The sequence below is a fragment of the Pseudomonas sp. RC10 genome, from assembly GCF_038397775.1.
Lineage (GTDB): Bacteria > Pseudomonadota > Gammaproteobacteria > Pseudomonadales > Pseudomonadaceae > Aquipseudomonas > Aquipseudomonas bambusae.
On sequence record NZ_CP151650.1, the window covers coordinates 5,748,509 to 5,769,381 of the forward strand.

21 protein-coding genes are annotated in these 20,873 nt (G+C 60.1%); 14 read left to right on the forward strand and 7 right to left on the reverse strand.

Going from position 1 to position 20,873, the window contains the following annotated elements; translation table 11 throughout:
* Window positions 1–94: 94 nt before the first annotated feature.
* Window positions 95–1,141 carry a hypothetical protein gene (locus AAEO81_RS25950; protein WP_341959843.1) on the forward strand — a complete coding sequence of 349 codons (1,047 nt, stop codon included), beginning with the start codon at window positions 95–97 and terminating at the stop codon, window positions 1,139–1,141.
* Window positions 1,142–1,165: 24 nt separating this feature from the next.
* Here AAEO81_RS25950 and AAEO81_RS25955 read toward each other — a convergent pair whose 3' ends face one another.
* Both AAEO81_RS25955 and AAEO81_RS25960 read right to left on the reverse strand, forming a co-directional pair.
* Window positions 1,166–2,062 carry a LysR family transcriptional regulator gene (locus AAEO81_RS25955; RefSeq protein ID WP_341959844.1) on the reverse strand — a complete coding sequence of 299 codons (897 nt, stop codon included), beginning with the start codon at window positions 2,060–2,062 and terminating at the stop codon, window positions 1,166–1,168.
* A complete protein-coding gene (locus tag AAEO81_RS25960; RefSeq protein ID WP_341959845.1) occupies window positions 2,059–2,622 on the reverse strand; it encodes a TetR/AcrR family transcriptional regulator in 564 nt (187 codons plus the stop codon). Before AAEO81_RS25960 ends, AAEO81_RS25955 begins: the two co-directional genes overlap by 4 nt.
* 139 nt (window positions 2,623–2,761) lie before the next feature.
* On the opposite strand from AAEO81_RS25960, the gene AAEO81_RS25965 reads away from it, so the two are divergent.
* A complete protein-coding gene (locus tag AAEO81_RS25965) occupies window positions 2,762–3,406 on the forward strand; it encodes a glutathione S-transferase (RefSeq protein WP_341959846.1) in 645 nt (214 codons plus the stop codon).
* A gap of 81 nt (window positions 3,407–3,487) precedes the next feature.
* A complete protein-coding gene (locus AAEO81_RS25970; protein ID WP_341959848.1) occupies window positions 3,488–4,459 on the forward strand; it encodes an alpha/beta hydrolase in 972 nt (323 codons plus the stop codon).
* 39 nt (window positions 4,460–4,498) lie between these two features.
* Here the strand turns inward: AAEO81_RS25970 and AAEO81_RS25975 are convergent, their stop codons facing one another.
* On the reverse strand, window positions 4,499–5,083 hold the full coding sequence (locus tag AAEO81_RS25975; protein WP_341959850.1) for an NAD(P)H-dependent oxidoreductase: 585 nt from the start codon (window positions 5,081–5,083) through the stop codon (window positions 4,499–4,501).
* A 227-nt stretch (window positions 5,084–5,310) separates the two neighbouring features.
* Between AAEO81_RS25975 and AAEO81_RS25980 the strand changes: the two genes are divergently transcribed.
* Window positions 5,311–5,625: a putative quinol monooxygenase gene (locus AAEO81_RS25980; protein WP_341959851.1), complete on the forward strand. Its 315-nt coding sequence runs from the start codon at window positions 5,311–5,313 to the stop codon at window positions 5,623–5,625.
* A 10-nt stretch (window positions 5,626–5,635) separates the two neighbouring features.
* On the opposite strand, the gene AAEO81_RS25985 is transcribed toward AAEO81_RS25980, so the two are convergent.
* On the reverse strand, window positions 5,636–6,400 hold the full coding sequence (locus tag AAEO81_RS25985; protein ID WP_341959852.1) for a sulfite exporter TauE/SafE family protein: 765 nt from the start codon (window positions 6,398–6,400) through the stop codon (window positions 5,636–5,638).
* 253 nt (window positions 6,401–6,653) lie between these two features.
* Between AAEO81_RS25985 and AAEO81_RS25990 the strand changes: the two genes are divergently transcribed.
* The 4 genes from AAEO81_RS25990 (at window position 6,654) to argH (ending at window position 10,257) form a co-directional block, all read left to right on the forward strand.
* A complete protein-coding gene (locus AAEO81_RS25990; protein WP_341959853.1) occupies window positions 6,654–7,592 on the forward strand; it encodes a LysR substrate-binding domain-containing protein in 939 nt (312 codons plus the stop codon).
* A 62-nt stretch (window positions 7,593–7,654) separates the two neighbouring features.
* Complete coding sequence (locus AAEO81_RS25995; RefSeq protein WP_166593775.1) at window positions 7,655–7,999, forward strand: cupin domain-containing protein; 345 nt, start codon at window positions 7,655–7,657, stop codon at window positions 7,997–7,999.
* 252 nt (window positions 8,000–8,251) lie between these two features.
* Window positions 8,252–8,515, forward strand: a complete 264-nt coding sequence (grxC, locus tag AAEO81_RS26000; protein WP_166593776.1) for a glutaredoxin 3 — start codon at window positions 8,252–8,254, stop codon at window positions 8,513–8,515.
* 314 nt (window positions 8,516–8,829) lie between these two features.
* Window positions 8,830–10,257 (forward strand): argininosuccinate lyase, encoded by a 1,428-nt coding sequence (gene argH / locus AAEO81_RS26005; protein WP_341959855.1) that lies wholly within the window; start codon window positions 8,830–8,832, stop codon window positions 10,255–10,257.
* Between the two features lie 172 nt (window positions 10,258–10,429).
* Here argH and mmsB read toward each other — a convergent pair whose 3' ends face one another.
* From mmsB to AAEO81_RS26020, 3 genes are all read right to left on the reverse strand, one after another.
* Window positions 10,430–11,317, reverse strand: a complete 888-nt coding sequence (mmsB, locus tag AAEO81_RS26010; protein WP_166593778.1) for a 3-hydroxyisobutyrate dehydrogenase — start codon at window positions 11,315–11,317, stop codon at window positions 10,430–10,432.
* A 159-nt stretch (window positions 11,318–11,476) separates the two neighbouring features.
* The gene (locus AAEO81_RS26015; RefSeq protein ID WP_341959856.1) at window positions 11,477–13,003 is read right to left on the reverse strand and encodes a CoA-acylating methylmalonate-semialdehyde dehydrogenase; all 1,527 of its coding nucleotides are present in this window, start codon (window positions 13,001–13,003) and stop codon (window positions 11,477–11,479) included.
* A gap of 55 nt (window positions 13,004–13,058) precedes the next feature.
* Complete coding sequence (locus tag AAEO81_RS26020) at window positions 13,059–14,390, reverse strand: MFS transporter (RefSeq protein ID WP_341959857.1); 1,332 nt, start codon at window positions 14,388–14,390, stop codon at window positions 13,059–13,061.
* A 162-nt stretch (window positions 14,391–14,552) separates the two neighbouring features.
* Here AAEO81_RS26020 and AAEO81_RS26025 point away from each other — a divergent pair, with 162 nt between their 5' ends.
* The 6 genes from AAEO81_RS26025 (at window position 14,553) to AAEO81_RS26050 (ending at window position 20,738) form a co-directional block, all read left to right on the forward strand.
* Window positions 14,553–15,500: a LysR family transcriptional regulator gene (locus tag AAEO81_RS26025; protein WP_341959858.1), complete on the forward strand. Its 948-nt coding sequence runs from the start codon at window positions 14,553–14,555 to the stop codon at window positions 15,498–15,500.
* 379 nt (window positions 15,501–15,879) lie between these two features.
* Entirely contained in the window at window positions 15,880–16,731 is an 852-nt protein-coding gene (locus AAEO81_RS26030; RefSeq protein WP_341959859.1) for a TIM barrel protein, read from the forward strand.
* 13 nt (window positions 16,732–16,744) lie between these two features.
* Entirely contained in the window at window positions 16,745–17,821 is a 1,077-nt protein-coding gene (locus AAEO81_RS26035) for a 2-oxoglutarate and iron-dependent oxygenase domain-containing protein (protein ID WP_341959860.1), read from the forward strand.
* Window positions 17,822–17,880: 59 nt separating this feature from the next.
* Window positions 17,881–18,699 (forward strand): ABC transporter substrate-binding protein, encoded by an 819-nt coding sequence (locus AAEO81_RS26040; protein WP_166593784.1) that lies wholly within the window; start codon window positions 17,881–17,883, stop codon window positions 18,697–18,699.
* A gap of 162 nt (window positions 18,700–18,861) precedes the next feature.
* The gene (locus tag AAEO81_RS26045) at window positions 18,862–20,412 is read left to right on the forward strand and encodes an amino acid ABC transporter permease/ATP-binding protein (protein WP_166593785.1); all 1,551 of its coding nucleotides are present in this window, start codon (window positions 18,862–18,864) and stop codon (window positions 20,410–20,412) included.
* Between the two features lie 53 nt (window positions 20,413–20,465).
* A complete protein-coding gene (locus AAEO81_RS26050) occupies window positions 20,466–20,738 on the forward strand; it encodes a Rho-binding antiterminator (protein ID WP_341959862.1) in 273 nt (90 codons plus the stop codon).
* The last annotated feature ends 135 nt before the right edge of the window (window positions 20,739–20,873 follow it).

The following is a 20,873-nucleotide window of genomic DNA, read 5'->3' on the forward strand; positions in this document are numbered from 1 at the left end:
GCGTTTGATTTCGAATCGATCAGTTGGCGGCAGGTTGACGTGGCTAAGGTAAAGAGACGCATGGCTGCGAATACCGTTGCACGGAGCATTGTTCATGAAAGTGATTTCGACCCTGATGGCGATCCTGGTGATCACCCTCGCCGCGCTTTTCTTCAGGAACCTGGAAGGTCAGTCCTTCCTCGGGGCAGCACCTGATCCCATTCAGGCTGACGTTGCCTTTCAAAAAGCCTTGAAGACGATCGAGGCATTCCCCGCCACACAAAGCGTGCAGGAAGTCAGCGTCGATCCCCACGCCATCACCCTGAATCAGAAGATGCTGAAACTCACTCTGATCGACCATCCGATTACCGCCACCAAAGTGCGGACCGAGGAGGTGACGAATCCCGATGGCTCACAAAGCATCCTGTGGTTCGGCAACCTGGAACCTTACGCCAGCGTTCAACCCGAGATCCCGCAATGGCAGGACCCGCTTAATTTCATCACCTTGGTGAAATCGGGACAAACCATCACCGGCACGATCAGGCAGGGTTCAAAGTTGTTTGAAATCCGCCCGGTCGGACCAGATCGCCATGTGGTGATTGTTTTGGACGGCACGAAAATGCCTCCTGAACGGGAAGAGCCGTTGCTTGCGAAACCTCCCTCGGGCAAGAAGACGACCGCGTCTTCGAGGTCGCTCGTGCCCTCCGCTGATCCCACGCTCACCCACATCGAGGTGATGACGGTCGTGCCGCAGAACACAGTGGCTGAGTATCAGGGCGACATGGTGGCCTTGATGCAACTGGCCGTGGCCCTCGCCAATCAGAGCTACATCAACAGCATGGTTGGCATCAGACTGCGACTGGTCGCCTATCAGGTGACCGACGACATGCCGAAAGCAAGGCGTCCCGGTGCAGAACCCATGCGCCCGCAGAACTTCAAGGATGAGCAGATGGACGACTTGATCGCACTGCGCAACAAAAGCAGCGCAGATGTCGTCGTGTACATTTTTCGGGCGTCCCCGACCGGGGACGGAGCGCTCAGCTGTGGTCAGACGCTGCGAAACGGCTCAGCCGCCGACACGGCCTTCGCGATGGTGAATTACAAGTGCATCGCCAATTTCGCCTTCACTCGCGGGATCGGGCGTTTGCAGTCGCTCCGCTAGCAAACGATGGTCGGCCACAGGTCCTCACGCCGCATAATTCGCCAGCTTCTCCTGAATGAAATCCAGAAAGCACTGAATCCTCAGCGCGAGTTGCGAGTTGCGGTAATAGACCGCGTGAATCGGCTGGCGATAGCCGCTGTTGGCCTGTGACAGGACAACTTTCAAACGGCCTAGGCGGATGTCTTCGTGGGTCATGAAGTGCGACAGGCAGACAATGCCCTCCCCCGCCAACGCCAACTGACGCAAGGTCTCGCCACTGGATGCAGAGACCGTCGGCTGAATGAACAGCCGGTCACCCTCGCTGTGCCGCAAGGGCCAGTGATTCAGGGTTTCGGTCTGCGTGAAGCCCAGCAACGAATGCCCGCTCAACGCTTCGACTGTCTTGGGCGTGCCGTGTTTTTTCAGGTAATCGGGGCTGGCAAGGATGTTCAGCGGGCTGGAACCGAGTGATCGCGCATGCAACGTCGAATCGGCCAACGCGCCGATGCGGATTGCCACATCGGTGCTCTGTTCCAACAGGTCGATGATCAGATCGTTGCTGTTCAATTCCAGCTGGATATCCGGGTAGAGCGTCCGGAATTCGGCCACGTAAGGCACGATGGAATGCAGCATGAACGGCGACGCGGCGTTGATTCGCAGGCGTCCGGACGGTGTCTGTTGCCGCAGCGACATGCGCTCTTCCAGCTCTTCCATTTGCCCGAGGATCTGCTTGGCGCGTTCGAGGAAAAACTTGCCCTCTTCGGTCAGGTCCATGCGCCGCGTGGTGCGGTTGATCAGCGTGGTGCCGAGCTTGGCTTCGAGCCGTGACAAGGTGCGGCTGATGGCCGAAGGCGTCTGGCCGATCTGCTCGGCGGCGGCGGAAATCGAGCCGCTTTCGATCACTGAAACGAAGACCTGCAACTCATCGGACCGGGCCTTCATGGCAGCAGACCCGCCGCGCGGTAGGCCAGGATGGTGGTGTCGAACACGCCGATGTCGCCCCTTCCACGCGCCACCAATTGTGCGCCTTCCACTGCCGCGTAAATCGCCATCGCCTGCTGCTGCGCTTCGTCTTCGGACAGCTGCGGACGACAGGTGGCCAGCACTTCGCTCAGCCACTTCACATTGACGTCGGTGAAGTGATCAACCTCGACCCGCACCTCCGGCGGCAGGTCGTCGTATTCGGCGGCCATGATCCCGCACAGGCACATGCGGTTGTCGTTGACCAACGCCGCACGAAAGATCCCGGTGTAACCCTGTATCCACGTCTCCAGGTCGTCGGAATTGGCGCGCAAATCGCTCAGATAGGCGAAACCGTCTTCGGTGTAGCGCTTGGCCAAGGCACTGCCCAGATCGCCCTTGGTGGGGAAGTGGTAGTGAATGCTCGCGCTCTTGATGCCGACTTCCTTGGCCAGTTCACGAAAGCTCAAGCCGTTGTAACCACGGGTCTGCACCATTTTGCGGGCGACCGTCATGATCGTTTCTCGGGTGTCCATGTTCATGTTCTGTTACCCCCTTGGCGGGCGACGCCCAACTCACGCCCGGCAAAAAAATTCTGCCTATCGATAGATAGGCATTGACAGCAAATTTCATCTGCGCGCATTGTATACCTACCGATAGATAGACAACTATGGAGCTCGCATGAAAGTTTTCGACATTCCCGGTTTCCCCAATCCCCTTCGCATCCGCATCGTGCTGGCCGAAAAAGGCCTGGCCTCCAATGTGGAGTTCGTGAAGATCGACCTGCCCGCAGCGGAACACAAGCAACCGACGTTTCTGGCCATCAACCCGACGGGCACGGTACCTGTTTTGCAGCTGGATGATGGCACCTATATTTCCGAATGCACGGCCATCACTGAATACCTCGACAACCTCGACGGCAACCCGACCCTGACCGGCAAGACACCGAAGGAAAAGGCCGTCATCCACATGATGCAGAAACGTGCGGAATCCGAACTGGCCGACCCGGTGGGCTTTTACTTCCACCACGCCACTCCCGGTCTGGGCGCAGGCTTGCAGCCGTACAAGAGCCCGGAATGGGAAGGTCGCGTGGACTGGGGCAATCGTCAACGGGACAAAGCCGTCGCCGGCATGAAGTATTTCAACCAGGTCCTGAGCAGCCAGCCATACGTGGCAGGCGATGCGTTTTCCATGGCCGACATCACGGTCCTCGCGGGTCTGGTGTTCGCGGGTTTTGCCAGCATCGACATCCCTGAAGAATGCACGGCGCTGAAGTCCTGGCAAGCCAACGTGCAGCAGCGCCCCAGCGTCAGAAGCCCGGCCTGACCACGTGTGCGCCCCGGCCTGCAAAGGGTCGGGGCATTCTCTGAATCCACTGATCTTTCAGCTCTTTTCGAGTACACCCACATGACCGTTTTCAACACCCATTGGGCGTTGCGCCAGACCCTGGCCATCGCCGCGCTGAGCGCCGCCTGTTCGTTTCTGCCCGCTCACGCGAGCACCACCCCGGCAGGCCATCAGGCCGCGCACAGCTACACCCATCAAACCGCGCCGACCCAATTCGTCGACGTGAACGGCGCACACCTGGCTTACCGTCGTTTCGGCAAAACCGGGGGCATACCGTTGGTGTTTCTTCAGCACTTTGTCGGCAACCTCGACAGCTGGGACCCGAAGGTCATCGACGGTTTTGCCAAGGATCGCGAAGTCATCCTCTTCGATAACGCAGGCGTCGCCAGTTCGAGCGGTGAAGTGCCGAACAACATTCAGGACATGGCCAAGTACGCTGCCGGTCTGCTTCAGGCGCTGGGTGTGAAGAAGGCTGACTTGTTGGGCTTCTCGATGGGCAGCCTGATTGCTCAGCAAGTGGCACTCGACCATCCAGACGTGGTGCGTCGCCTGATTCTGGTGGGCTCATCGCCACAGGGCGGTGTGGGCATGGCATCACTGACGCCTGAATTTCAGGGCTATCTGGCGAAGAAACGCGACGTGCCGGACGAGTTGCTGCTGGACGTGTTCTTCACCCAGAGCGCTGAAAGCCAGGCTTCCGGTCGCGAGTTCCTGACCCGTCTGCGTGCCCGCAAGGTCAACCGCGACGTCAACGTCAGCGACAAGACGGCCCCCGCGCAAGCCGCCGCCATCGCGGGTTGGGGTGCGCCATCGGACCACGCCAACGACTATCTGAAAAACATCAAGCAACCGACGCTGGTGGTCGCGGGCAGCCACGACATCGTGTTCTACACCGCCAACGACGTGACCCTGCAACAGAACCTGCCGAACGCTCAGCTGGAGATCTACCCCGATTCGAACCACGGGGCGATCTACCAATACCCGGACTTGTTCGTCAAACACGCCACGCTGTTTCTCAACGGCGTGAAGTGATCCCCAAACGCTGCGTTGTCTTCCGACACGCAGCGTTGTTCAGACGCCGAACACCGACGCAAGATGCGCTTCGTAGCGTTTCACGTCAGCCTCGATGTTCGGCACTTTCATCACGTCCACCGCCAGGAAAGTCGGCAGGCCGGTCATGCCGAGGAACTGATTGGCCTTGTGGAACGGGAAGTACACCGCGTCCACGCCTTTGCCTTCGAAGAAATCGGTCGGGTCATCGAATGCTTGCTGCGGCGCATTCCACGTCGCCGAAATCATGTACTGCTTGCCCTGCAACAGACCGCCGCTGCCGTATTTCTGCGAGGCGTCGGAGCGGGTGCGGCCGTCGTTGGCGTACAGGCTGCCGTGGCCTTCTGTGAAGACTTCGTCGATGTATTTTTTCACGGTCCACGGCGCGCCCATCCACCAGCCCGGCATCTGCCAGACGATCACGTCAGCCCAAAGGAATTTCTGCACTTCTTCAGCGACGTCGTAACCGCCGTCGATGAACGTCTGCTGCACGTCAAAACCGGCGCGGTCCATGAAGGCCAGCGCAGCGTCGTGCAGGGTGGCGTTGTAGCGGCCGTCGGAGTGCGCGAATTGCTTGCCGCCGTTGATGAACAGAACCTTCTTCACTGAAAACCTCGTCGTGACTCGATGTCGGGCCGCTTGCGAAAAAACGCCGCTGTCGAGCATTCATAAATGGGATGGAATGTTGGAATAGAGCGTTGGAATGGACGGCAGAGTACCGATCCCGCAGCCGTTGACCAAGCCATGACGAGGCAAAACGCTTTTGCCTTAGACGCACAAATGAACGGCTTATTGTTGACTTAGAATGCCGCCACTTTCATTCAGGAGGCGTTATGAGCGACATGCACGGTTTCATTCTCCATGCCCAGACCAAGCCGGAAAAAGCGGCTGAATTCGAAGCGCTGTTCAGCGGTTATGTCGCGGCCAGCCGCAGCGAAGAAGGCTGCATCGAGTACCACATGCTGCGCGATCAGCAGGACCCGACGCTGTTCATTTTCTATGAGATCTGGCAATCCAAGGCGCACCTGGACGTGCACTCGGCGCTGCCGCACATGGCCGCGTTTTTTGAGAAACGCATGGAGTATCTGGAACGGGATTTCGACGTTCGTCGCGTGGACATGCTCAGCCCGTCGTCTGCGGTTCGCTGATTTCCAACGCTCAACCGGCGATCATCAGGTGCAGCCCGAGCAGCGCCATGCCGATGAAGAACACGCGCTTGAAGGTCACGGCGCTGATGCGCTGCCGCAGCCATTGGCCGATCATCATGCCCAGCAACGCCGGAATGACCGCCAGCAACGAGGCACTCATTTCGGCGCTGCCCAGAGCACCGTTCCAGAACAGGCCCGCGCCCAGCGCGAGGCTCGACACGGTGAACGACAACCCCAGCGCCTGCACCAGTTGATTGCGATCCAGCCCGAGGCCTTGAAGATAAGGCACGGCCGGAATCACGAACACGCCGGTGGCTGACGTGATCAGGCCGGTGATGAGCCCACATAGAGGCCCCAGCCAGACTTCCGCGCGGGGCGGTACCTTGAGCGTCGGCAGAAACAGCCCGCACAGTGCGTAGACAAACAGCGCGCCGCCCAACGCCCTGCCCATGCTGTGCGCGCCGCCCATACCCAGCACATACGAACCCAACCCCGTGCCGACGACAATCATCGCCAACAGTGGCCACAGCCGTTTGCAGATATCGCGCAGATGCCCGCCCGCCGCCAGTTGCCAAACGTTGGTGAAGGTTGAGGGAATCAGCAACAGCGCCGCAGCCTGCGTCGGCAACATAGCCACGCCCAATAACCCCATGGCGACCGTCGGCAGCCCCATGCCGATCACCCCCTTGACGGTGCCTGCCAGCAGAAACGCGAACAGCACGAGAGCGGTCAGGCTCCAGCCGATGTTTTGATAGAGCGAAAAGAAAGTATTCATGGGCGGATGATGAGCCGATCGGGCAGGGTTTTGAATCTGCGATATATTGAATCAGCCTTTGCCTGAAACAGAGCCTTGTGCAAACCGGTTGTCATGCCTGGCGGCGGTCACCTGAGGGAGCGAACTCATTCGCGAAAGAGGTTCAGGCAACAGAGGTGTATCGCTTGTACGTCTGCTTCGCGAATGAATTCGCTCCTACAGGGGATCTGCGTCAGGCCAGGAAATCCCGTTCGATTCGGAAAAACAAGCAACCATGCACTTCGACCTGATCGACCTGAAGCTTTTCCTCAACGTGACCGAAGCCGGCAATATCACTGCCGGGGCCGCTCGCAGTCATTTGTCGCTGCCATCGGCCAGTGCGCGGATTCGTGGGTTGGAGTCGTCGCTGGGCGTCGCGCTGCTGGAACGCGGGCGACGGGGGGTTACGCCGACGGCAGCGGGGAAGGCGCTGGCGCAGCATGCGCGGCTGATTCTGCAACAGGTCGAGCGCCTGCAAACCGACCTCACCGATTACGCCCAAGGCTTCAAAGGCCAGATCCGCCTGCTGTGCAATACCTCGGCGCTCAGTGAATACCTCCCGGAAAAGCTGGCTGATTTTCTCGCCCGCCACCCGAACATCGACATCAGCCTCGAAGAACACCCCAGCCTGCGCATCCTTCACGCCGTGCGCCACGGCGCAGCGGACATCGGCATCATCTCCAATGCCGTCGATGCCAGTGATCTGCAGACCCTGCCGTTTTGCGCCGACCCGCTGACCCTGATCATGCCGCTCGATCATCCCCTCACCGAACAAATCGATGATTCGCTTGAGGGTTTGCGATTCAGCCAGACATTGGCCTACGAGTTCGTCGGGCTGGGGGTCAACAGCGCCATGGCGATTTACCTTGAAGAACAGGCGTTGCATTTGGGCCGACGCATCAAGACCCGCGTGCGCGCCGAGAGCTTCGACGGGGTGTTGCGCATGGTCTTGCGCGGGGCGGGTCTAGGGGTCGTGCCCCAAGCCGCGGTCGAACGCTTTCAACAGGCCGGCCAGCTGAAAAGCGTACCGCTGATCGACCGGTGGGCAGACCGCGAACTGCTGCTGTGCGCGCCTGACTTTGCCGTGCTGCCGGAATACGCCAAGGCGCTGGTACTTCATTTGGCCGGAGAAACTGCGTTTCTGGACACCTCGATGTCGAGCCCAGACAACTGACCCGCGTCAGACACCCCTAAGGTGGGCGAGCGCAATTCCCGCCACCCCTTTCTGGAGCTGTCATGAGCGACTCGATCATCCTTCTTCGCGACACCACCCCACTGCCCGTCGTCGACGCCTGCAAATGGGAGCGCATCGGCGGCGACCCACACACCGTCAACCTGAACGCCTACACCAGCGCCGACGGCGAAAAGATCATGGGCACCTGGATCTGCACGCCGGGCAAATGGTACGTCGAGTACACGAAGTGGGAATACTGCGACTTCCAGGAAGGCTATTGCATCATCACCCCTGAAGGCAAGGAGCCGATCCACTTGAAAGCCGGCGACAAATTCATCATCGAGCCGGGCATGAAAGGCACGTGGGAAGTGGTTGAAACCGTGCGTAAGTATTTCGTATTTGCGTGATCGCTGACGCCGTCAACGACCAAAGGAGCTGCCCATCGCAGCTCTTTTTTTTTTTGCAAAAATGGAAGGCAACGGGCAGTAGATGCCACGAGTGATTCAGACGATCTATCGACCCCATAGCGCGAATTTGCGCGGACATTTCCAGAAACAGGAATAGTATTGCGTTCGTCATGAATGGTCCTGCCAAGCATCGAGCCATTCGAATATTCCTCCAGGGCTGCCACACAAGGCCCGACCGCGGAGTTCATTGTCATGTCCGAAGTCACCCTCTACACGACCAACAGCTGCCCCTACTGCGTCGCCGCCAAGAATCTGCTCAAAGCGAAAGGCGTGGAATACAACGAGATCAACGTTCAGGCCTCGATGGAACAGCGCACCATCATGATGGAACGCAGCGGCCGTCGCACCGTGCCACAGATTTTCATCGGTGACATTCACGTCGGCGGCTTTGACGACATGGCGCTGCTGGAGCGCAAAGGCGAGTTGAACGCACTGTTGGCCGGTTCGCCCGCCTGATTGATAACCGACCACGCCTTACTTTGTTTCGGTCCGGTCGTTACCCACTGTAGGGGCGAATTTATTCTGGGCGGCATTCCGACGAAGAGGGTCCGGCGCTGGAGATGTGTCAGCAATACTGGCCTCTCGCGAATGAACTCGCGCCTACAGAGGCATCGCGGTTGTCATCGCGAATCCCGAGCTGACGATCCGGACAGCTTTCCATTTCTGCCAAGTCCACTTGCCATTTGTAACATTCCCCTGATCCCGGCTATTTCCTAGGATTCCTCGACGTCTGGCTTGCCAGCAATCAACGTACCCGAGGGAAATGGCTTATGTCTGATGCTACCGAGCGCCTGTGGGGCGCGCGATTCAAATCCGGGCCCGCTGCGGCCATGGCCAACCTGTCGCGCTCGCCTGCCGTCTACTTCCGCATGACGCCGTACGACATCGCCGGTTCCAAGGCCCATGCCCATGAGCTCGAACGTGCAGGCCTGCTGACCGCTGACGAAACCCGCGACATCATCGCCACCCTCGAAGCGATCAACGATGACTTCGCCGCCGGGCAGATCCAGCCCATCCCGGCCGACGAGGACGTGCACACCTTCATCGAGCGCCTGCTGACCGAACGCCTCGGCGCACTGGGCGGCAAGCTGCGCGCCGGTCGCTCGCGCAACGACCAGACCGCCAACGACATGCGCCTGTTTCTGCGCGATCAGATTCGCCTGCTCACCCTGTCGATCCTTGACCTGCAGGATGCGCTCGTGACCCAGGCCGAGCAGCACGTGAACACCATCGCGCCCGGGTTCACCCATTTGCAGCAGGCCCAGCCCATCGTCTTCGCTCATCATTTGATGGCCCACGCCCAAGCGATTCATCGCGACATTCTGCGGCTTCAGGATTGGGACAAGCGCTTCAACCTGTCGCCGTTGGGCGCCGCCGCCATGGCGGGTTCGGCGATTGCCCGCGACCTGCAAAGCTCCGCCGCAGAGCTGGGCTACGCAGGGCCCTGCGAGAACTCCATTGATGCCGTCGCCAGCCGCGATCACGTCGCCGAATTCCTGTTCTGCGCCAGCATGCTCGGCATCAACATTTCGCGCATGGCCGAAGAATTCTGCATCTGGACCTCGCGGCAGTTTCGCTGGGTGGAGCTCGATGATGCCTACGCCACTGGCAGCTCAATCATGCCGCAGAAGAAAAACCCGGACATCGCGGAACTGGCGCGGGGCAAATCGGGGCGCTTGATCGGTTCGCTGACGGCGATTCTGTCAGTCCTCAAGGCGCAGCCGCTGTCCTACAACCGCGATTTGAGCGAAGACAAACACGCGATTTTCGACGCCGTGGACACACTGAATCTGGTGTTGCCCGCGTTTGCGGGGATGGTGCGAACGATGACGGTGCGCAAGGATGAATTGCTGCGTCAGGCGCCCTTGGGTTTCACCCTCGCCACCGAAGTCGCAGACTGGCTGGCCGTGCGTGGCGTGCCGTTCAAGGAAGCCCACGAAATCACCGGGCAACTGGTGCAACTGTGTGAAGCGCAGGAGATCGGGCTGGAAGAACTGACCCCGGCCATGCTCGCGCAAACCGATGCGCGGCTGACGCCGGATGTGCTGGAGGCTTTGACGCTCGACGCAGCCTTGGCGGCGCGCAGCGGCTGGGGCGGGACATCGCCGACGCGTGTGGCTGAGCAGATTACGCGGTTCAAGCAGCACTTGGTCACGCAGGAGAAATGGGCCAAGGATTACAGCGGGCCAAGGGGGTAACCCCTCTCAAACCTGCCTTCCACAGTCAGTCGCTGGGTTGAAACCCAATCCCTGTAGGAGTGAGCTTGCTCGCGATGGCGTCAGATCAGACACCCCCTAGTGCCCGATCCATCGCTATCGCGAGCAAGCTCACTCCTACAGTGAAAGGCGTGCATCAGACGCGATACAGCCATCAATCCTTCTTCAAATACCCCTCAACCACCGCCGAGAAGTCCTTCCCGCCATCGCCCCGCAAGCTCATCGCCTGATACAGCTGATGCGCCAGCGCGCCAAGGATCACCGGCTGACGCGCCACTTTTGCCGCTTCGGTCGCCAGCCCCAAATCCTTGAGCATCAAATCCGCACCGAATCCACCGGTGTAGCCACGAGAAGCAGGCGCGGTTTCGACGACGCCCGGCCACGGGTTGTACATTTCCGAACTCCAGCAACGGCCTGTCGAGCTGTTGATGATGTTGGCGAGCACGCCGGTATCGATCCCCAACGTGTTGCCCAAGGCCATCGCCTCGGCCACGCCGATCATGGAAATCCCCAACAGCATGTTGTTGCAGATCTTGGCGATCTGGCCGGTGCCGACATCGCCGCAATGCACGATGTTGCGGCCCATCTGCGCCAGGATCGGTTTGAGTACATTGAAGTGCTCGACACTGGCGCCCACCATGAACGTCAACGTGCCCGCTTGAGCACCGCCCGTCCCTCCGGACACCGGCGCATCGCCCAGGGTCACGCCCTGTTTGGTGGCCGCCGCCGCCACGTCGCGGATGGTCTGCGGGTCGATGGTGCTGCAATCCACGGCGGGCACGCCCGCGCGGATGCCGGCCAGCACGCCGTCTTCGTTCAGGTAGACAGCACGCACGTGAGCGGCGGCCGGCAGCATGGTGATGACCAGCTCGGCTTCTTGCGCTGCGTGTTTGGGCGAGTCGCTGATGAGGCCGCCCTGTTCGGCGAGTTCGGCCAGCACTTGCTGGTTGAGGTCGAACAGGTGCAACTGATGCCCGGCGCGAATCAGGTTGCGCGCCATCGGCGCCCCCATGTTGCCCAGACCGATGAATGCGATTTTCATTGTTGTTCTCCTTGTCAGATTCAGATCCGAACGCCGCCTCCCCCTGTAGGAGTGAGCTTGCTCGCGATGAGGTGTTTTCAGTCAGAACATCTGCAACTGACAGATTGCTATCGCGAGCAAGCTCACTCCTATAAGGGTTGCGCTGCCCGCGATGGCGGCTCAACGCAAATTGATCGTCGTGTTCACCCCGTCATTCACGCTGTCGTCGTCGAACCAGCGACTGGTGACGGTCTTGGTCTGAGTGTAGAACTGCACCACTTGTTTGCCGTACGGGCCAAGGTCGCCGAGCTTGGAGCCACGCGAACCGGTGAAGCTGAAGTACGGGACCGGCACGGGGATCGGGATGTTGATGCCGACTTGGCCGATGTCGATGGCGTTCTGGAATTTGCGCGCCGCCGCCCCGCTCTGGGTGAACAGGCCCACGCCGTTGCCGAACGGGTTGCTGTTGACCAGCTCGATGGCCTGATCCAGCGTGTCGACTTCCAGCACCACCAGCACCGGGCCGAAGATTTCCTGAGTGTAAATCTGCATCTGCGTCGTCACGCCGGTGAACAGGGTCGGGCCGACGAAGTTGCCTTCTTCATACCCCGGCACTGTCACGCCACGGCCGTCCAGCTCCAGCGTTGCCCCTTCTTTCACGCCGCTTTCGATGAGGTCGAGAATTCGCTGCTTGGCGCGCTTGGAGATGACCGGGCCGACATCGGTGCCAGCCTCGCTGCCCGCGTTGACTTTGAGCTTCTGCGCCAGCGCTTTCAGATCCGGCACCCACTGCTTCGCGGCACCGACCAGCACCACCACCGACGTCGCCATGCAGCGTTGCCCGGCAGCACCAAAACCCGCGCCGACCAGGGCGTTGAGCGTCTGCTCACGGTTGGCGTCCGGCAGCACCACGGCGTGGTTTTTCGCGCCCATCATCGATTGCACGCGTTTGCCGTGCTTGCCTGCCAGGTCGTACACGTGAGTGCCGACAGCGGTCGAACCGACAAAGGAAATGGCCTTGATGTCTTTGTGGGTGCAGATCGCGTCCACCACGTCCTTGCCGCCGTGCACAACGTTGAGCACGCCCGCTGGCACGCCCGCCTCCACTGCCAGCTCGACCAGCAGCATCGTGGACATCGGGTCCTGCTCGGACGGTTTCAGAACGAACGTGTTGCCGCAGGCGATGGCCATCGGGAACATCCACAGCGGAATCATCGCCGGAAAGTTGAACGGCGTGATGCCCGCGCAGACACCGATCGGTTGGCGCAAGGTGTAGGTGTCAACGCCGCCTGCGACGTTCTCCGCGAACTCGCCCATTTGCAGTGTGCCGATGGAGCAGGCGTGCTCGACCACTTCCAGACCTCGGAAAATATCGCCTTCGGCGTCGGCAATGGTCTTGCCCTGCTCAGCGCTGAGGACAGTGGCGATGCGCTTCGAGTGTTCGCGAATCAGCGCTTGCAGCTTGAGCATGATGCGCAGACGGGCGCCAATCGGGGTGTCACGCCACGTCTTGAACGCGGCCTGTGCAGCAGCGACGGCAGCATCCACCTCAGCGGCAGTGGCCAGCGGCACTTTGGCCAACACTTCCTGGGTCGCTGGGTTGACGACATCCAGCCACTCGCTGGTTTGCGAATCGACCCATTCTCCGTTAATCAGCAGTTTCACGTGAGCGACAGCGGTGTTGTTTTTATTCAGTGACGCGTTCATTACAGGACTCTCCGTTCAGTTGGCGATCTTGCACGACCGCCGAAAAAAGCAGCACTCAGGCGGACGTACGGCGCGACGGATCGCGCTTCATCAATGCCGTACACACCAGCGCAATCAACGCCATGCCGATCAGATACACGATCACGTAATGCGGATTGCCGTCGCCCATGGCCAGCAGTTGCGTGGCGATCATCGGTGCGAAACCGCCCCCCAGCACGCCGGCCAGTTGGACCGACACCGAGATGCCGCTGTAGCGGATTTCGGCGGGGAACTGCCGGGCGAACAGCAGCGATTCAGGGGCGTACAGAATCGGGAACACCACGCCCACCGCCAGTACCATTGCCCACCACACCAGCACCGGATCGCGGGTGCCGAGCATCGCGAAAAACGGGTAGATGAAAGCGCAAAGCAACAGCAGGCCTGCGAAGTAAAGACGCTTCTGGCCGACCAGGTCAGAGATATGCCCGCACAGCGGCATCGTCACCAGCGACAAGGCCGCGCCTGCGGTAATCGCGCCCAACACATCGGCACGAGGGATCTGCAACTGATTGGCGGCGTAGGCCAGGGCGAACGTTACCGACATGTAGAACCAGGCGTTCTCCGCCGTGCGCGCGCCGATGATGGTCAGTGTTTCGCGAGGGTGATCGCGGAACACCTTGAACAGCGGCACCTTGACGGCAATCTTTTCCTTTTTCAGCTTCTCGAAATCAGGCGACTCGGGCACTTTCAGACGGATCAGCCAGCCCACGCCCAGCAACAGCACGCTCGCCAGGAACGGAATGCGCCAGCCCCAGCTGAGCATGTCGGCTTCCGGCAGTTTGGCGACGAGGGCCATCGCCAGCGACGCCAGCACCAGACCCGCGCCGACGCCGGTTTGCGGCAGGCTGCCGTAGAAGCCCTTCCTGCCCTCGGGGGCGTGCTCGACGGCCATCAACACCGCACCGCCCCACTCGCCACCGACCGCCATGCCCTGCAAAAAGCGCATGCCGACCAGAATGACCGCGGCCCAGTAGCCGATCTGTTGGTAGGTGGGAATCAGGCCGATGATGATCGTCGGCACCCCCATCAACATCAGGGTGACGAGCAGCATGGATTTGCGGCCGATCTTGTCACCGAAGTGACCGAACACGATGCCGCCCAACGGACGCCCGAGAAAACCCACCGCGTAGGTGGCGAACGCCGCCAGCACGCCAATGATCGGGTCCAGCGCAGGAAAGAAGATTTTGTTGAAGATCAGTGCGGCAGCCGTGCCGTAGAGAAAAAAGTCGTACCACTCAATGGTCGTACCCGCCATGCTCGCCGCCCCGGCAAGCTGATAGGCCTTGGTCTTGGTCTTCGCAGCGCTGGCGTCAGGTACACCGGCGTCCGCTGTGAAAGCGTCCTTCATAAACTCCTCCGCTTATTATTGTTGTGCAGGGTGTTATGGCATGTGGGTGATGCAGTGGGTCTCGTTGTGATCACTCCTACAAAAGCGGATTCGCGATATCGGTTGCATCGGAGTATAGATGTGCAAACTTCTAATAAGAACGCACATAAAAGCAGGTCTATCATGCAAAAACACATCACCTCCCTGAGCGCATTGAACTGGGATGACCTGAAGTTTTTTCTTGAAGTGGCGCGCACCCGCAAGGCGAGTTCAGCGGCCAAACGGCTGGCGGTGGACTACACCACTGTGTCGCGGCGGATCAACTCGCTGGAGGCATCGCTCGGCACCTTGTTGTTCGAAAAGTCACGCAACAACGGCTTCGTGCTGACCGCAGAAGGTCAGCGTTTGCTGAGTTCGGCGGAGTCTATCGAAAGCACCTTGCACATTGCCTGCGAACAAGTCTCAGGGTCCGGCGTCGCGTTATCGGGCCATGTGCGCATGGGCTGCACCGAAGGTTTCGGCAGTTTCTTCGTGACCCCACAACTGAGCCACTTCACCGACACCTACCCCGCCATCTCGGTAGACATCCTGCCCCTGCCGCACTTCATCAGCCTGTCCAAACGCGAAGCAGACATCGTCATCGCCCTGGAGCGCCCGGAACATGGGCCTTATGTCGTCTGCAAACTGTGCGATTACAGCTTGCGCCTGTACGCGACGCAGGAATACCTCGACCAACATCCGCCCATCCGCAAGACCGATGATCTGGTGGGCCATCCTTTCATCAGCTACGTCGACGACCTGGCCTTCAGCCCGGAATTGCTCTACCTCAACAATTTGCTCCCCGACGTCCACGCCCACCTGCGCAGCACCAGCGTGGTCGCCCAATACGTCGCGGCGTTGCAGGGTCGGGCACTGGCGATCCTGCCCTGCTTCCTTGCCGCCCAGGATCCACGGCTGCTGCCGGTGTTGCCCGAAGAGGTGAACATCACCCGGCAGTTCTGGATGTATTGCCGCGAGGACCTGCGCAAGCTTAAGCGCATCACTCTGTTGTGGGATTACATCCGCCAGACCACCGAGCAGAATCAGGCGTTTTTGCTAGGGGAGACGCGGGTGATGAGTTTTGTGGATTAGTCGAGGAATCTAATTCACCGCAACCCTGTAGGAGTGAGCTTGCTCGCGATGACTGTCCGCCAGGTATAGATGTGTTGATTGAGTGAACGCAATCGCGAGCAAGCTCACTCCTACAGAGAAACGTGCATCCACGTCTAAACCGCCCCTCGCCACCATAGTTTAGAAATCTCTGAACTATGCATTTGAGCTTTCCTATTCTTTCCGTTCATCGGCCGAACCTAAGATCGGCTCCAATAAAGGAGCCCGTCCAGTAGAGACCCGGCCCGAAGATTGCCTTTTCTGATGTGACTGCCGCTGTACCCCGTTCCGGCTTGCGCCGTGGCGGAGCCATGTCTGAGGTCACGTGTCAGTCGCAAGACGCAATCTTTGGGGACGTTCGATGAAACTGGAAATCTTCCGCACGATGTGGGGCTACACCGCGAGCAAGGCTCAGGCGCTGGATGAACTGCTTGAGGCCGGGTTCGACGGCATGGAAGCGCGCTTGCCGCTGACGCCGGTCGAGCGTGCCGAGTTCGGTGCGTTTCTTCGGGCCAATCACCTGCCTTACATCGCCACGGTCTTCACCGCTTACGACGTTCTCCCTGAACAATCGGCGACCCTCGCCGAACACCTGACCGACCTCGAAAAGAAACTCGCCTGGTCCACCGAGTTGACGCCGCGCTTCGTCAACGTGCTGGCCGGGAACGACCGCTGGCAGCTGCCGCAACAAGTTGAGTTCTTCGGTCAGGCGCTGGAACTGGCGCGCAAGCATGGCCAGACCGTCACCTTCGAAACCCACCGCGCCCGCTCGCTGTTCAACCCGTGGGTGACACTGGAGCTGATTCGTCAGTTGCCGGACCTGCGCTTCACCAGCGACATCAGCCACTGGATCGTCACCTGCGAACGCCTGCTCAATGACCCGGAAGACGACCTCAGTGCCTTCGTCGAACGCGTTCATCACATCCAGGCTCGGGTCGGTTATGACCAGGGTCCGCAAGTCCCTCACCCCGCCGCGCCGGAGCGCGCCGTCGAACTGGCGTTCCATCAGCAGCACTGGGAAGCGGTCTGGACATCCCAACAGGCGCGCGGCTACCAGGTCACCACGCTGACCCCGGAATTCGGCGCTGACGGTTACCTGCATCACCTGCCCTTCACCAACGTTCCGGTGGCCGATCTGTGGTCGCTGAACGTGTGCATGGCCCAGATCGAACGTGAACATTTCCAGCGCTTCACCCACACAACAAGCCGATAAGGAGCGTTTCGCCATGCCTGATCAGTCTCAAGCGGCCGCCGTCTCGACCGAGCCAAGAGTGGCCAACTTCAGCAGCATTCCGGTGGTGGACATCGCCGGTCTGTTCAGCGCCGACATCACCGACCGTCAGGCCGTGGCCGACGAGCTCGGCAAGGCCGCGCGTGAGGTGGGCTTTCTGTACGTCAAGAATCACGGCATCGAGCCCGCGCTCATCGCGGGTTTGCGCCAGGCGGCCAAGGACCTGTTTGCCCAGTCGCTCGACTACAAGATGCAGCATTACATCGGCACGTCCCGCAGCCATAAAGGCTTCGTCCCGGAAGGTGAAGAGGTGTATGCCAAGGGCAAGCCCGATCACAAGGAAGCCTTCGACATCGGCTTCGAAGTGGGCGACGAAGACCCGCTGGTGATCGCCAAGACCCCACTGATCGGCGCGAACGAATGGCCGGATTTGCCCGGTTTCCGCGCCGCCGTCGAAGCCTATTACGCCGCCGTGTTCGCCTTGGGTCGTCGCCTGTTCGACGGTTTCGCGTTGGCCTTGGGCCTTGAGGAAGGCTACTTCGAGGCGATGGTCACGCGTCCGCCGTCCAAGCTGCGCCTGATCCACTACCCCTTCGACGGCGCCGCGCAGGATGCGCCCGGTATTGGTGCGCACACCGACTACGAGTGCTTCACCATGCTGCTGGCCGACAAGCCGGGGCTTGAGGTGATGAACGATCTGGGCCAGTGGATCGACGCGCCGCCAGTGGAAGGCGCGTTCGTGGTGAACATCGGCGACATGCTGGAGGTGATGACCGCTGGTACGTTCGTTGCTACGGCTCATCGGGTACGCACGGTCAGCGAGGAGCGTTATTCCTTCCCGCTGTTCTTCGCCTGCGACTTCCACACCCAGATCAAACCGCTGCCTCAATTCGAGAAAGAGGGCACGGAGTACGAAGCGATCACCATCGGCGAACACATGTTCGGCCAGGCTTTGCAGACGTATCAGTACCTGCGTCGCAAGGTCGAGAACGGCGAACTCAAGCTGTACGAAAAGGCGCGTAAGCCTTCGAGCTTCGGCCATTTGAAGCATCAGGCACAGGACGCGTCCTGATGCCCCACACCCCATCCCAACACACCGTGCCTTACCTTCCTGACGTGGAGTCACCGACGATGCGCAACACTTTGAACACTGCTGTTCGCTTGACCGTTCTTGCCACCGCCGTGCTCGGCAGCTCTTTGTTACAGGCTACGGTTGCCCACGCTGCCACCACTGTGACACCTGGCCAGTTCAAGGTCGGCATGGAGATTACCTACCCGCCGTTCGAATCCTACGACGAGAAGAAAAACGTTGTCGGCTCCGACCCTGACCTGTCGCGCCTGCTGGCCAAGCACATGGACCTGAAAGCCGAGTTCGTCGACACCAAGTTCTCCAGCTTGATCCTGAGCCTGAACGCCGGTCACTACGATGCGATCATCTCGGGCATGTACATTACCCCTGAGCGTCAGACCCAGGCCCAGACCATTGCCTACGCCAAGACCGGCGCCGCGATCATGGTGCTTAAAGACAGCACGATCAAACCCAAGGTGCCGGAAGACCTGTGCGGCCTGAAAGTCGGCCTGGAGAAAGGCACGACGTGGGTCGCCCAATTCAACAAGCTCTCCACCGATTACTGCGTGCCGAACAACAAGGGCGCGATTTCGGTCAGCGAATTCCCGTCCGCGCCGGAAGTGACCCAGGCGCTGCTGTCGGGCAACGTGCAGGCTCAGGTCGAAATCGACGGCGCGGCGGGCATGATCGCCGAACGCACCAAAGGTCGTGTGGTGGTCAGCACCGAGCACTCGATCTACCAGCAGACCCTCGGCATCTACGTGAAGAAAGGCAACGACGAGTTGTATCAGGCGTTGCTCAAGGCCTTCGACGAAACCAAGAAATCCGGTGAGTACGCGGCGCTGCTGAAGAAGTACAACCTGGAAGAGCCGAGTAATTAAAGGCTGATGCTCCATCCCTTGTAGGAGTGAGCTTGCTCGCGATGGCGTTGAATCAGTCAACACTGATATGTCTGACTAACCGCCATCGCGAGCAAGCTCACTCCTACAGAAATCGCGCTTGATAGAGATTTCCCCGCAGGGTCTGGCCCCGCTGAGGTGTGTATGCAATTCGAATGGTCCTACTTTTTTTCGCTGTTCTCGGTCTCGGACTTCTGGGAATCCTGCATCACGGTGATCGAACTCAGCGCCTTGGGCTGGTTCATTGGCATGCTCTTGGGGTTTCTACTGGCCTCGGCCAAGCTCTCGACCGCGCGCTGGATCAGCGTGCCTGCGTCGATTTATATCTGGTTCTTCCGTAGCGTCCCGCTGCTGGTGCTGGTGGTGTTCACCTACAACCTGCCGCAGATGTTTCCCATCACCCGTGAAGTGCTGTCCAATCCCTTCTACTCCGGCCTGTTGGCGCTGGTCGTCACCGAAGCGGCGTACATGGCCGAGATCCACCGGGGCGGCCTGATTTCCGTGGCCAAGGGTCAGAAAGAGGCCGGGCGTGCATTGGGCGTAGGATTGATCGGCATGCAGCGTCTGATCGTGATCCCGCAGGCCTTCCGCATTTCCCTGCCGACGCTGATCAACGAATACATCACCGTGGTGAAACTGACCTCGCTGGTGTCAGTGATTTCCCTGACCGAGCTGCTCACTGTCGGCCAGCGTCTGTACGCGCAAAACTTCCTGGTGATGGAAACCCTGTCGGCGGTCGCGGTGTATTACGTGATGATCGTGACCGTGTTCGGCTGGCTGTTTCACTGGCTCGAACAGCACCTGGAACTGAACAACCGCAAGCCGCAAACCCTCGACGACAGCGCCCTCGCCCGTCTGCGCTCGACGCTGATCGCACAGCCCGCCAAGGCCCGCCAGTCCGACGCAGGTCCGGGTTCGGCCCCTGCCTTGCAGCTGGTGAACATTCATAAGAGCTACGGCCATCACGAGGTGCTCAAGGGCATCAGTCTGGACGTGAATCCGGGGCAGGTGATCTCGATCATCGGGCCTTCAGGGTCGGGTAAAACCTCGCTGATCCGCACTGTGAACAGCCTGGAAAGCATCGACAAGGGCGAGATCATTCTCTTCGGTGAAGGCTTCATCCATGCCGGTGACAGCCCCAATGCGCCGCAGATTCGCCGGGGTGTGCAGCGCATCGGCATGGTGTTCCAGAACTTCAACCTGTTCCCCCATCGCACGATCCTGGACAACGTGACCCTCGCCCCACGTTATCACGGCCGCGACAAGGCCATCAGCGAACAGCGCGCCTATGCCCTGCTCGACAAGGTTGGCCTGCTCGCCCACGCGCACAAATACCCGCACCAACTCTCGGGCGGTCAGCAGCAGCGTGTGGCCATTGCCCGGGCGCTGGCGATGGACCCGCAGATCATGCTGTTCGACGAACCGACGTCCGCGCTCGACCCGGAACTGGTCAGCGAGGTGTTGAAAGTCATCGGCGACCTGGCGAAAGAAGGCATGACCATGCTCATCGTCACCCACGAAATGGACTTTGCGCTGTCGATTTCCGACCGTGTGATTTTCATGGAGAACGGCGTGGTGCAAGTCGATGCTTCGCCACAGACCATCCTCGCTGACCAGTGCGGCGAGCGGGTGCGCAAGTTCATGGGGCTGGACAGCCTGGCCACTCAACCGGAGCCCGTGCGCAAGGAAGCATGAGCGGCTATCGTGGAGCGACATGATCCCTGCATCACGTCACCCCGGAGCCTGAAATGGACAACTACACCCCGCTGAACTGCGATCTCTACGACTACCTGGAGATCGCCTGCATGCACGGTTATCGCTTGAAGGTCGAAATGATCGACGGCACGGCCTTCGAGGGCCGGCCCGTCACCACCCGCACTGCGCCGAGCAAAGAAGAATTCCTGCAATTCGCCGACGGCCTCGATGAAGTGCGGATGGACCAGATGCTCGCCATCACCCCGCTGGACGACGGCGCCAGTTTTGGTCGGGTGGAGTTGGGCAATTCGTTTTGCGCGACGTGAGGGAATTCAGTCAGGAGGACGCCTCAATCCCTGTAGGAGCGAATTCATTCGCGAAACGTTGGTACAGCCGATACACCCTCATCGCCTGATAACTCTTTCGCGAATGAATTCGCTCCCACAGGTTGATCCCTCGCG

Bases quoted from the DNA above. Each gene is read 5' to 3' on its own strand.
- AAEO81_RS25950 (WP_341959843.1), top strand. From the start codon at position 95: ATGAAAGTGATTTCGACCCTGATGGCGATCCTGGTGATCACCCTCGCC.
- AAEO81_RS25955 (WP_341959844.1), bottom strand. From the start codon at position 2,062: ATGAAGGCCCGGTCCGATGAGTTGCAGGTCTTCGTTTCAGTGATCGAA.
- AAEO81_RS25960 (WP_341959845.1), bottom strand. From the start codon at position 2,622: ATGAACATGGACACCCGAGAAACGATCATGACGGTCGCCCGCAAAATG.
- AAEO81_RS25965 (WP_341959846.1), top strand. From the start codon at position 2,762: ATGAAAGTTTTCGACATTCCCGGTTTCCCCAATCCCCTTCGCATCCGC.
- AAEO81_RS25970 (WP_341959848.1), top strand. From the start codon at position 3,488: ATGACCGTTTTCAACACCCATTGGGCGTTGCGCCAGACCCTGGCCATC.
- AAEO81_RS25980 (WP_341959851.1), top strand. From the start codon at position 5,311: ATGAGCGACATGCACGGTTTCATTCTCCATGCCCAGACCAAGCCGGAA.
- AAEO81_RS25985 (WP_341959852.1), bottom strand. From the start codon at position 6,400: ATGAATACTTTCTTTTCGCTCTATCAAAACATCGGCTGGAGCCTGACC.
- AAEO81_RS25990 (WP_341959853.1), top strand. From the start codon at position 6,654: ATGCACTTCGACCTGATCGACCTGAAGCTTTTCCTCAACGTGACCGAA.
- AAEO81_RS25995 (WP_166593775.1), top strand. From the start codon at position 7,655: ATGAGCGACTCGATCATCCTTCTTCGCGACACCACCCCACTGCCCGTC.
- grxC (WP_166593776.1), top strand. From the start codon at position 8,252: ATGTCCGAAGTCACCCTCTACACGACCAACAGCTGCCCCTACTGCGTC.
- argH (WP_341959855.1), top strand. From the start codon at position 8,830: ATGTCTGATGCTACCGAGCGCCTGTGGGGCGCGCGATTCAAATCCGGG.
- mmsB (WP_166593778.1), bottom strand. From the start codon at position 11,317: ATGAAAATCGCATTCATCGGTCTGGGCAACATGGGGGCGCCGATGGCG.
- AAEO81_RS26015 (WP_341959856.1), bottom strand. From the start codon at position 13,003: ATGAACGCGTCACTGAATAAAAACAACACCGCTGTCGCTCACGTGAAA.
- AAEO81_RS26020 (WP_341959857.1), bottom strand. From the start codon at position 14,390: ATGAAGGACGCTTTCACAGCGGACGCCGGTGTACCTGACGCCAGCGCT.
- AAEO81_RS26025 (WP_341959858.1), top strand. From the start codon at position 14,553: ATGCAAAAACACATCACCTCCCTGAGCGCATTGAACTGGGATGACCTG.
- AAEO81_RS26030 (WP_341959859.1), top strand. From the start codon at position 15,880: ATGAAACTGGAAATCTTCCGCACGATGTGGGGCTACACCGCGAGCAAG.
- AAEO81_RS26035 (WP_341959860.1), top strand. From the start codon at position 16,745: ATGCCTGATCAGTCTCAAGCGGCCGCCGTCTCGACCGAGCCAAGAGTG.
- AAEO81_RS26040 (WP_166593784.1), top strand. From the start codon at position 17,881: ATGCGCAACACTTTGAACACTGCTGTTCGCTTGACCGTTCTTGCCACC.
- AAEO81_RS26045 (WP_166593785.1), top strand. From the start codon at position 18,862: ATGCAATTCGAATGGTCCTACTTTTTTTCGCTGTTCTCGGTCTCGGAC.
- AAEO81_RS26050 (WP_341959862.1), top strand. From the start codon at position 20,466: ATGGACAACTACACCCCGCTGAACTGCGATCTCTACGACTACCTGGAG.